This is a genomic window from Capnocytophaga sp. oral taxon 380 str. F0488 (assembly GCF_000318255.2).
GTDB classification, from domain to species: domain Bacteria; phylum Bacteroidota; class Bacteroidia; order Flavobacteriales; family Flavobacteriaceae; genus Capnocytophaga; species Capnocytophaga ochracea.
Genome location: NZ_KB291185.1, coordinates 26,630 through 37,154, shown reverse-complemented (window position 1 = coordinate 37,154; position 10,525 = coordinate 26,630). Strand labels below are relative to the sequence as shown.

Below are 10,525 nucleotides of genomic sequence, written 5' to 3'. Positions count from 1 at the left end.
ATTTCTGAGGCACAGCCTCATTCCTCTAACTCAAGCTCGCACCTCATTTCCAAATTCTCTCATTTCCTCATTCGTCAATAATTCATAACTATCATCCAAAGGCAAAGGTACAAAAAATACTTCGAAGAAAGAAAAGAATTTCAAAAAGATTTGTATTTTTGCCCGCAAATTTATAAAGAATATTATGTATCAACTAATTAAACAGACACATTCACTATGTGCTTATTTAGTATTGGCAGTGCTTATCATAGCAGTTATCAATGCGCTTATGGGATTTTTTGGCAAAAGAAAATACTTTGGAATAAAAGACCTCCGCTTGAGTTTGTTTGCTCTGGTATTCTCTCATATACAATTATTATTGGGCTTATTAGTCTATGTAACTACCCCTCGTTTGCAGATGTGGAGTGAGGGGGCTAAAGTGGTGATGAAAGACAGCTTATTGCGCCAATTATTAGTGGAGCACCCTATAATGAACATCATAGCAGTAACGCTGATTACTGTGGGCTGGGTAAAACTTAAAAAACAGACAGAAGTGCGCAAGATGTACGGAAAAATAGCCTTGTTTTACGGTATTGCACTGGTGTGCTTGCTCTCGATGATTCCTTGGAAGCTATGGTGGTCTGTATAAGAAAAAAAGTCCGATAATAATATCGGACTTTTCCATTAACCAACCAAAACTTTAAATTATGAAAACTATTATTTGAAGTTTTACAATGAGCTACCACCCTCATTGCGCTGACAAAGGTACGGCAAATTTTTGAATTACCAAAGAAAAAATCGATTTTAACAAAACTTTATTACTGTTTTAACGATACTTTTACACTGCAAAAAGAGAGCGTTAAGCAGTGATGCTGAGGTTTATAAGTTTAGAAATCAGTAATATATTTGCTCCTGCCGGATAATAATAAGATTGCATTAAATGAAACTCCTGAAATACACCTTTTGGCTTTTGTGGAAGAGCTGGTTTTACTTGCTTGTACTCATTCTTATTCTCCTGTGGTTGCCCTTGTTGTTTATTCTTACAGCACGGGCAGAATGGTATCGCTCATTTTATTGGGTAGCCCGAAACTTATGGGCAACGCCTATATTGTATGGTATGGGCTTTTTACCGAAAATACACAGGGAATATACCGTGCCTAACGACCGCCATAGCTATATGTTGGTCGCCAATCATTACAGTATGATGGACATAATGCTGATGTTCTACTGTAGTAAAAATCCGTTTGTATTTGTAGGGAAGAAGGAACTGAGCAAGACGCTATTGTTTGGTTATTTCTACAAACGTGTTGCCATAATGGTAGATAGAAAGAGTCCGAAGAGTAGAAAGGAGGTTTATGCCCAAGCGATGGAGAGAATAAAGGCAGGCTTGAGCATTTGTATTTTCCCCGAAGGAGGTGTCCCCGATGATGAGAGTATAGTACTCGATAGTTTTAAAGATGGTGCTTTTCGCATTGCGATAGAATGCCAAATTCCCATAGTGCCAATGGTATTCTACGATACTAAAAAACGCTTTCCCTTCCGCTTCTTTGCCGGCAGTATGGGTACGATGCGAGTAGATATATTGCGCTCTATTCCTACCCAAGGCAAAACTCTTGACGATAAAGAGTCCTTACGTGAAGAAGTACGTTCTCTTATTTTACAACGCCTTACCGTTGCATAAGTCGGGCGACATATTTACCAATCACATCGAATTCTAAATTTACAACACTACCTATTTGTAAGTATTGCAGATTGGTATGTGCTAAAGTATAGGGGATTACTGCTACACTAAAACTATGGGAAGTCGCATCTATTACCGTTAGGCTTACACCATTCACAGTAATAGAGCCTTTTTCAATTACCACATTGCCAGTAGAAGGGTCGTACTCAAAAGTAAAGCGGGTGCTACCTGCTTCTTCTTGGATAGCACTACAAGTACCCGTTTGGTCGATGTGACCTTGCACGATATGTCCGTCTAAGCGCGTGTTGAGAAGCATACCGCGCTCTAAGTTTACCGCATCACCTACTTGCAAACTGCCCAAGTGGGTTTTGGCAAGAGTTTCGGCAATAGCGGTTACTCGGTATACATCGCCATCGATAGCCACTACCGTAAGGCATACCCCATTATGGGCAACACTTTGGTCTATTTTTAGTTCATTTGTAAACGAACTTTTTACGTATAAATGCAGATTCGCCTCTTCGCGTTCTATCTGTACGATTTTACCTATTTCTTCTATAATTCCTGTGAACATAAAGTTAATTAGCAAATTTCCTCATTTCCTCATTTCCTCATTCTCTAATCCAGTTCTCCTGTCAATTCTGCAAACGCTACATTGGCTCTTTTGCCTTCGTATAACACTTTGTAGACCGCATCGAGTATAGGGGTGCGACTGGGTTTTTCTTGATTTTTGTTAATGAGGTAAGCGCTTTTGGTGGCATAATAGCCTTCGGCTACCATATTCATTTCAGCCATTGTACTCTTTACAGTATAGCCTTTACCTATCATCGTGCCGAACATACGGTTGCGACTGAAAAGCGAGTAGGCGGTTACGAGTAAATCGCCTAAATAAGCGGAATTGTTAATATTGCGTTTGATTTTGTAAATATGCTTGATGTAGCGTCGCATCTCGCGAATGGCGTTGCTCATCAACACACTTTGGAAGTTATCGCCATAACCCAATCCGTGTGCAATACCCGCAGCAAGGGCATAAATGTTCTTCAGCATAGCAGCGTATTCAATACCTACCACATCGTCGGATATTTTGGTCTTCACATAATGGCGTTTCATAGCTTCAGCCATAAAACGTGCTTTTTCCTCATCGAGACAGGCAATAGTGAGGTACGACAGACGTTCGAGAGCTACCTCTTCGGCGTGGCAAGGACCTGCTATAACGCCTATCTGTGCATAAGGTACGTGATGTATTTTGTTGAAATACTCACCTACTATAAGTCCGCTTTTAGGTTCGATACCTTTGATAGCAGAAAATATATTTTTATTAGATAGCGGTTCGGTGAGTTTTTCTAATTCGTCACTCAAGAAAGCTGAAGGGATAGAAAAGACGACATAATCGCTAAAAGCTACCGCCTCGTTGATGTCGTTGGTGAGGTGTAGCTTGCTGATGTTTAAATGTACATCGCTAAGGTAGTTAGGGTTGTGTTTGGTCGCTTTGATGTGCTCAATAGCCTGTTCATTGCGCATATACCAACACACTTGGTCGATATTGGCGGTAAAAATCTTAATCAGAGCCGTTGCCCAACTTCCTCCTCCGATAACTGATATTTTGGTTTCCACAATTGTTAGCTATTATTATTTTGGGGCAAAGGTACGAAAATAATGCTGTATTACCAAAAAGTGCATCCTAAAACCACAGACCAAACACACCAAAAGAGGAAATATAGCTTATGCTATATAAATTATGTGAAAATCAATTAAATCTGTTCCAATTTCTGTACCGCCAGGTGTATTTCTTTTTTTAAAGAAAATTTCGAGCCTTTCATTTAAGTTGTTACTTATTTTAAGTACAACAAGTTTAAACACTAGAACGAGTGATGTGAGGAGATAGTAGCACCATAAGTTCAATCAATGTTCTATTATAATTCGATTAACCTTTATTGTAGACCCACTGTAGAGCCACTGTAGAGCCACTGTAGAGCAACTGTAGAGCCACTGTAGAGCCACTGTAGAGCCACTGTAGAGCCACTGTAGACCCACTGTAAAGCCACTATAAAACCACTGTAGTTCCGTTTAAGGTTTGTTAAAAGTCCGTCATACGTCCCGCAGAGCAACTGCGCAAAATTATGAAGTATAGGTCAGTTCGAGACTTTCAGGTAGCTTGCTACCTATTTGTTTGATTTGTAAGATTTCTGTAGCGTAAGCTACACTCTCCTCACATCGAAAGTACTTCTTTTTTAAGAAAATTTCTTGCCTTTGCTCTAAAAACCTCACATTTGTCAATTCTCAATTCTCAATTGTCAATTGAGCAATGTATTCTCCGTTTTTTTCTTCGATATTGTATTGATGTTTTTTAGGATAAAGAAGTGTTAGCCGTTTCTTTAAGTTTTCAATGCCAATGCCTGAGTTATACAAACTTTCTTGTTTAGGAATTATAGTGTTCTCACTTCTAAATATTACCTTATTCTCTTCTACTCTCAAGCTAAACGACAATTCTGTTACCTCAGTCGCCGATACACCGTGCTTAAAAGCGTTTTCCACCAAGCTGATAAACAGCAAAGGCGCTATGGTGAGTGGGGGTAGTTGCTTCGGGAAATCTACCCGTACAGTAGTTTTATCAGTCAGGCGCAACTGCATTAAGCTGATGTACTGTTGCAAAAAATCAACTTCCTCTGCAAGGCTAATTTGCTTTTGGTCACTGTTTTGCATAAAGTGACGCATCAGCTTGCTAAGGCTATGCACGCTCTCTTGTGCTTTTTTGGGGTCAAAGGCTATAAGCGAATAGATATTGTTGAGCGCATTGAAAAAGAAATGCGGTTGAAGTTGGTATTTCAGTTGGGTAAGGTCGGCTTGTAGTTTGTGCGCTTGGGCTTCTTTCTGAGCGATTTCTAAAGAAAAGTTGCGTTGTGCATAGCGTATTGCCATTGCAAAGACTACTGGTAAGAGGTTCGATAGGAAATCAAAATACACAAAAGCGTGGAAAGGAGGCATTTTGTGTTTACTCTTGTGAAGGGCAAAGTACGAAAAAAGCTCATATTTGCTGTACGAAATACATAAAATGAGTGCCACTGCTACCAATATAAAAAGTATATATCGTTTTTTAAACCACAGTTTATCAATAAGCCAATAGAAACTGATGTAGAACAAAAACATCAAAAAAGGCAATGATATGAGCGAACGATAAAGTGCTTCCTCAAATCGGTGATTGCTTTCGGAGATAAAAATAAGGGCAGGTAAAATACAAACCACTGCCCAAGCAGCTATGTGTGTTAAAAATTTCATTCTTTATACTTTGATGTTTTTAAATAACTTTCTGCAAAACTCTTGATGATTTCAGAGGAATAGTCTCCTCCTTTGGCATAAGAGATACCCATAACTTCTAAAGCTATAGCTTGGCACTGCTCATCATTAATAGTAATGGCTTTACTATCTAATATTTCTCTAACAATAACCATACATTTTTGGAGGTCTTCTGTTGTAGCATAAGGAGGTAAAGTTATATTCATCAGTTTTTATTATTTCTAATTACCTGTGTGGCTCGTACTACTCGTATCTCAGGGCGCTAATAGGTTCTAACTCGGCTGCTTTGCGGGCAGGATACCAACCGAAGAATACCCCTGTAATGGTACATACTAAGAAGGATATTACAATAGAATACAAGGTGATACTCACTGGCCAGCCTATGAACAGCGATACGCCTACGGTGGCTAATAAACCAATAATTACCCCTAATACTCCCCCAGTGATGCTAATAAGCACCGACTCGATGAGAAACTGTGCCAAAATATCCTTTCCCTTAGCTCCAATAGCCATACGCAAGCCTATTTCCTTAGTGCGCTCTTTTACTGATACGTACATAATGTTCATAATGCCTATTCCCCCCACGATGAGCGAAATGCTGGCAATAGCTACCAACAGCACGGTAAGCATCTCGCTGGTAGAGCTAAACGTACTGATAAGCTCTTGTTGCGAAAACACATTGAAATCATTCTCTTGTGTAGCCGAAAGGTTATGCGTGCGCTCCAAAATCTTCTTTACTTGGTTTACCGCATTCTCCGACTGACTTTCATTGAGCACCGAAGCCACAATACTTTGCAAGAAAGTTTGCGCCAAAATACGCTTTTGTACCGTAGTATAAGGTGCGATAATCACATCGTCTTGGTCTTGACCAAAGTTGCTCTCACCTTTTTTGGTAAGTACGCCAATCACTTTAAATGGGATATTCTTAAAGCGTATGGTTTGCCCAATAGGGTTTTCGCCATTAGTGAAGAGATTCTTAGCCACTGTTTGCCCTATCACGGCTACTTTGGCAAAGTTAGTAATTTCATCTTCACCAAACATACTTCCCTCTGCCACACTCCACTCACGTATAGGCAAGTATTCGGTATTCACTCCGTAGATAGAGGTAGGCCAGTTGTTGCCCCCTGCTATACTTTGTCCGTTGCCACTTACTACTGGCGATACATATTTCAGTAGGGTACCTTCTTTTTTGAGGACTTCGTAATCCGTCATTTTCAGCGATTGCATATCGCTCATACTCATACGCACTCCACCCATCATACCGGCACCCGGACGGATATTGAGCATATTGGTACCCATTTTAGAGATATTCTCTTTGATGCTCTTTTTAGAGCCTTCTCCAATGGCAAGCATTGTAATGACAGAGCCCACCCCAATGATGATACCCAGCATCGTAAGCATAGCCCTTGTTTTATTGAGCAAAAGGGCACGCCACGCTATTTTAAAAAGGTTTTGTATATTCATTTGCTTTTAGGTGTTAGGTTTTAGGTGTCAGGTTAGTCAGAAAAGTCCACCTTCCCGTCTGACTCGTCTAACCAAATGGCTAATCTTCTACCACTATTTTCGCTAATTCTTCCTTTGCATTCAGCCTATTAGTTACTTCCTTATCACTGATGATATGTCCGTCTTTAAGTACAACAGTGCGCTTGCTGAAAAGGGCTATATCGTTCTCGTGGGTTACAAAGCCTATGGTACTACCTTGGTCGTTAAGGCGTTGGAAAAGCTCCATTACCTCATAAGAGGTTTTAGTGTCAAGGTTACCGGTAGCCTCATCGGCAAGGAGTATCACAGGGTGATTTACAAGGGAACGCGCAATGGCTACCCGTTGCTGTTGTCCACCCGATAGTTCACTAGGCAAGTGGTTCAATCGGCTTTCTAAGCCTACGCTGATAAGAGCTTCAATAGCGCGCTCGCGACGTTCTTTAGCCGAGATTTTAGAGTTGTACATCAGCGGGAGCTCTACATTCTCGATAGCTGAGGTACGCGCCAAAAGATTGTACGACTGAAAGATAAAGCCTATCTTGGTGTTGCGTACCGTTGCGAGTTCGTTCTTGCTCATATCTTTCACCGAGATGCCGTCCAAAATGTAATCGCCTGACGACGGACGGTCTAAACAACCTAATATGTTCAATAAGGTTGATTTACCCGACCCACTGGGTCCCATAATGGTTACGAACTCACCCTCGTGAATGGTGAGGTTGATGCCTTTGAGGGCGTGAACGATTTCGTTGCCCATCTTAAACTCGCGTTTCATATCGCGTATGTCGATGATTGCTTTTTTCATTTATTTGGCTTTTGAGTTATCACGACGAGGGCGTTTAGGCATAAACGGACTACTGCTGTCGCCACTATCTTTTTTCTCCGCATTGGCTTGCGGGTTCATATTTGCTAAGGACGTGACCACTTCTGTACCTACTGTTACCCCACTGAGCACCTGCACGTTGATGCCATCATTACTACCTATGGTTATCGCTTTTTGGGCAAGACTACCGTCGGTGTTTACCACCCATACGTATTTGTTTTTACCCTTGCTGTGCTGTACTTTGGGCATTGGAGCGTTAATGTTTTTCTGAGCGTAGTATTGCATCAGTAGGTCGATGTCTGGGGTGAAATTCATAGCTTTGGCGGGCACGATAGTTACGCCTTTCAGTTCATTGGTATAAATAGCGATGGTCGCGGTAAGTCCTGGTTTCAGTTTTTCATCAGGGTTTTCAGCCTCTACTATCACCGTATAAGTTACCACGTTTGATGAAGTGGTAGGCGATAGACGCACTTGAGTAACGCGTCCCACAAATTCTTCTTGAGGGTAAGCATCCACGGTAAAACTCACGCGTTGCCCCACTTTCACTTGTCCTATATCGGCTTCATCTACATTCACCTCCACCTGCATACGCTTGATGTCTTTGGCTATTTTGAAGAGCGTAGGCGCACTCATCGAGGCGGCTACCGTTTGCCCTTCTTCAACCTCTTTGCTGAGGATAATTCCATTGATAGGCGAATAGATATTAGCATATCCTAAGTTAGTTTTCGCTTGATTGAGGGTTGTAAGGCGTTGTGCTACATTGGTCTTCGCATTGTTAAACTGATACAATGCTTGCTCATAATCCTGCTGACTAATCACTTGGGCATTGTACATTTTTTGCTGACGCTCGTAATTCTGACGGTAATAATTTAGTTCGTTAACTGCCGAATTGTAGTTAGCCGTAGCATTGATAACGTTCTCTTGTAGATTGGTTTTGTCGAGTTCCGCCAGTAGCTGTCCTTTCTTCACTTGGCTGTTGTAATCTACGTAAATCTTGCTTACCAATCCCGATACTTGGGTACCTACTTCCACCTCGTCCACTGGCTGTACGCTACCAGTAGCAGTTACTTCGGTAGTAACATCACCTTCGGTTACTTTATCGGTTTGCAGGACGATAAAAGAAGGTTTTTCCTTCATAAAGAAGTAATACACCCCAAAAGCCACTACGGCTAATAGTACGATAATGATGATTTTCTTAATGTGTTTTTTCATTGTATTTAGTCGTTAGTTATTAGATAATATTCTATAAGTTATTTTTTTCAGAAAGATGACCATCGCTACATTCCCCCTCCTTGGGAGGGGGTTAGGGGGAGGACTCCCATATAAAACTTCAGCAACTGTACATACAGCGCCTGCATATACTTATTTTGCAAATAGGTTTGCTCCGCGTTGAGGTAAGCGTTTTCGCTTACGAGAAGCTCGGTATTGGTAAGTCCACCGAATTCGTGCTTTTTTACTGCCAAATCGTATGCCAATTTAGCATTGTCACGAGCCGTGCGCGAAGCTGCTTGTTGCGCTTGATAAGTGGTAGCATTCTGCCAAGCGGTTTCTATTTTTGTATAGAGGTCTTTTTCCGCTTGTTGTTCGTCGAGCACCGCTTGCTGTTGGGTAACCTTAGCTAGTTTCACATTGTTCTTATTTCTGAACTGCGAAAAGATAGGAATATTAAGCGATGCTCCTATGGTCTGACCGAAATTGCTGTCCAACTGGGTGCGATAGCTCAAATCGTTGAGGTTTGAATATCCTGTATTTACCCCTGCTTGTAGCGATAGAGTAGGGGCATAGCCCGCTCTGGCTATCTTAATATCTTTTTCGGCTATCTTTTGTTGTGATTGATAGATTTTTAGATTGGGAAGCTTTTGTTTGGCTTCCGCAAATACCACATCTTTATTAGGGATAATCGCCGTTTCATCATCTGCGGGAAGGTCGAGCGCAATAGCGAAATCACTATTAGGAGGAAGCTCTAACAGTTGTTTGAGGGTCAGTACCCTACTTTCGTATTCATTTTCTGCTTTGATAATAGCATACTCGTTGTTGGCGTGACGCGTTTCTATCTCAGCTAAACTCAGTTTGGCAATAGACCCATTGGCAAACTTACCCTGTGCTTGCTTCAATTCCTCACCCGAAGAGCGTGCCGTATTCTTAGCTACCTCTATGCCCTCATAGCTGTAAAGGGCTTGCAGATAGGCTTCAAGCACACTCAAAGTGATGTTATTTTTCGCCTCTTGCACGTACAGTTCGTTCTGTTCGAGCAATAATTTGCTGCGGTCTACTTGTAGGTTCAGTTTATTGCCCTGATAGAGTGGCATAGATGCCGATACCCCAAAGTTGTTGGAGAACGTACGGCGCGACACCCGCTCGTTAGAAATCTGATTGATTGCCGAACCGTAATTCTGGTTTGCCGAAGCCGAGCCACTCACCGTAGGCAAGCGGTTGCTCTTCGCCTGACTGTAATTGATTTCAGCCGTCTGCTGGTTCAGTTCCGTCTTCTTTACAGAAATATTGTTCTGTACCGCATAGTTGATACAGTCAGCCAGCGACCATTGTTTCGCTTGAGCCCCTGCTAACAAAGGACAGAGACACAAAAGAGATATGTACAAAGTTCTTTTCATCGTTTTTAGTTTTTAAGCAACTTTTTGTCATTTAGTTGCGACAAAGGTAGTGCAATGCAACCGGAGTCCGCAAAAATAATCGACGAAAAGCTTTATTTTATCGACGAAAAGCCATATTTAGCAGTTAATTTTTAGTTATAAGGGGTTAATTTTAGTCATCAGAAACGTCCAATCGCTCTGCCTTATGCACCTTGTCCGCTCACCCCATCCTGTCTATCCTATCTATCCCGTCCTTCTTCTCCGACTTGCCTACCTCGTCCAACAACTGCCTGTACATCTCCTTCCTTCAATAACTCTTGCAAGTTATCTTCCTTTTATCTTTAAGCATTGTTTATTCAAAAATCTGCCATTCGTCATTTATCACTCTTCATTCGTCCTTTGCCATTCCTCTTTTCTTCCCTTTTCCATCGCCACATTCCCCCTTTGAAGATAGCCAGCGACAGCTGGGTATGTGTCCCGCGAAAGCGGAGTATATATAAAGGAAGACGTTTGTATTACACTCCCCCCTTAGTGCCTATTCCCTAAGACCCCACACCACCTCATTTTCTCATTTCCAAATTTGCTAATCCTCTAATTATCCCTTTTCCTTTCCGTCACTACACTCCCCCTCTCCTTGGGAGAGGGCAGGGGAGAGGATTCTCTTTCTTTCGCCTCGAAACC

At 41.6% G+C, this 10,525-nt stretch carries 10 protein-coding genes; 2 read left to right on the top strand and 8 right to left on the bottom strand.

What is annotated here, in order from left to right; translation table 11 throughout:
• Nucleotides 1–184: 184 nt before the first annotated feature.
• On the top strand, nucleotides 185–628 hold the full coding sequence (locus tag HMPREF9078_RS02850; RefSeq protein ID WP_009419230.1) for a hypothetical protein: 444 nt from the start codon (nucleotides 185–187) through the stop codon (nucleotides 626–628).
• Between the two features lie 291 nt (nucleotides 629–919).
• Nucleotides 920–1,660 carry a 1-acyl-sn-glycerol-3-phosphate acyltransferase gene (locus HMPREF9078_RS02845; RefSeq protein WP_009419229.1) on the top strand — a complete coding sequence of 247 codons (741 nt, stop codon included), beginning with the start codon at nucleotides 920–922 and terminating at the stop codon, nucleotides 1,658–1,660.
• On the opposite strand, the gene HMPREF9078_RS02840 is transcribed toward HMPREF9078_RS02845, so the two are convergent.
• The 8 genes from HMPREF9078_RS02840 to HMPREF9078_RS02805 all read right to left on the bottom strand — a co-directional run bounded on the left by HMPREF9078_RS02840 (nucleotide 1,647) and on the right by HMPREF9078_RS02805 (nucleotide 9,865).
• A complete protein-coding gene (locus HMPREF9078_RS02840; protein ID WP_009419228.1) occupies nucleotides 1,647–2,231 on the bottom strand; it encodes a riboflavin synthase in 585 nt (194 codons plus the stop codon). The two genes, HMPREF9078_RS02845 and HMPREF9078_RS02840, sit on opposite strands and share 14 nt — an antisense overlap.
• Before the next feature lie 44 nt (nucleotides 2,232–2,275).
• Complete coding sequence (locus HMPREF9078_RS02835) at nucleotides 2,276–3,271, bottom strand: NAD(P)H-dependent glycerol-3-phosphate dehydrogenase (RefSeq protein ID WP_009419227.1); 996 nt, start codon at nucleotides 3,269–3,271, stop codon at nucleotides 2,276–2,278.
• Between the two features lie 666 nt (nucleotides 3,272–3,937).
• A complete protein-coding gene (locus tag HMPREF9078_RS02830; protein WP_009419224.1) occupies nucleotides 3,938–4,933 on the bottom strand; it encodes a sensor histidine kinase in 996 nt (331 codons plus the stop codon).
• Entirely contained in the window at nucleotides 4,930–5,157 is a 228-nt protein-coding gene (locus HMPREF9078_RS02825; protein WP_009417797.1) for a hypothetical protein, read from the bottom strand. The genes HMPREF9078_RS02830 and HMPREF9078_RS02825 overlap by 4 nt, the downstream gene beginning before the upstream one ends.
• Before the next feature lie 37 nt (nucleotides 5,158–5,194).
• The gene (locus HMPREF9078_RS02820) at nucleotides 5,195–6,415 is read right to left on the bottom strand and encodes an ABC transporter permease (RefSeq protein ID WP_009419223.1); all 1,221 of its coding nucleotides are present in this window, start codon (nucleotides 6,413–6,415) and stop codon (nucleotides 5,195–5,197) included.
• 79 nt (nucleotides 6,416–6,494) lie between these two features.
• A complete protein-coding gene (locus HMPREF9078_RS02815; protein ID WP_009419222.1) occupies nucleotides 6,495–7,235 on the bottom strand; it encodes an ABC transporter ATP-binding protein in 741 nt (246 codons plus the stop codon).
• Complete coding sequence (locus HMPREF9078_RS02810; RefSeq protein WP_009419221.1) at nucleotides 7,236–8,465, bottom strand: efflux RND transporter periplasmic adaptor subunit; 1,230 nt, start codon at nucleotides 8,463–8,465, stop codon at nucleotides 7,236–7,238. It abuts the gene before it with no gap.
• 65 nt (nucleotides 8,466–8,530) lie between these two features.
• Entirely contained in the window at nucleotides 8,531–9,865 is a 1,335-nt protein-coding gene (locus HMPREF9078_RS02805) for a TolC family protein (protein WP_009419220.1), read from the bottom strand.
• Nucleotides 9,866–10,525: the final 660 nt, after the last annotated feature.

Coding starts and splice junctions, on each gene's coding strand:
- HMPREF9078_RS02850 (WP_009419230.1), top strand. CDS start 185: ATGTATCAACTAATTAAACAGACACATTCACTATGTGCTTATTTAGTA.
- HMPREF9078_RS02845 (WP_009419229.1), top strand. CDS start 920: ATGAAACTCCTGAAATACACCTTTTGGCTTTTGTGGAAGAGCTGGTTT.
- HMPREF9078_RS02840 (WP_009419228.1), bottom strand. CDS start 2,231: ATGTTCACAGGAATTATAGAAGAAATAGGTAAAATCGTACAGATAGAA.
- HMPREF9078_RS02830 (WP_009419224.1), bottom strand. CDS start 4,933: ATGAAATTTTTAACACACATAGCTGCTTGGGCAGTGGTTTGTATTTTA.
- HMPREF9078_RS02825 (WP_009417797.1), bottom strand. CDS start 5,157: ATGAATATAACTTTACCTCCTTATGCTACAACAGAAGACCTCCAAAAA.
- HMPREF9078_RS02820 (WP_009419223.1), bottom strand. CDS start 6,415: ATGAATATACAAAACCTTTTTAAAATAGCGTGGCGTGCCCTTTTGCTC.
- HMPREF9078_RS02815 (WP_009419222.1), bottom strand. CDS start 7,235: ATGAAAAAAGCAATCATCGACATACGCGATATGAAACGCGAGTTTAAG.
- HMPREF9078_RS02810 (WP_009419221.1), bottom strand. CDS start 8,465: ATGAAAAAACACATTAAGAAAATCATCATTATCGTACTATTAGCCGTA.
- HMPREF9078_RS02805 (WP_009419220.1), bottom strand. CDS start 9,865: ATGAAAAGAACTTTGTACATATCTCTTTTGTGTCTCTGTCCTTTGTTA.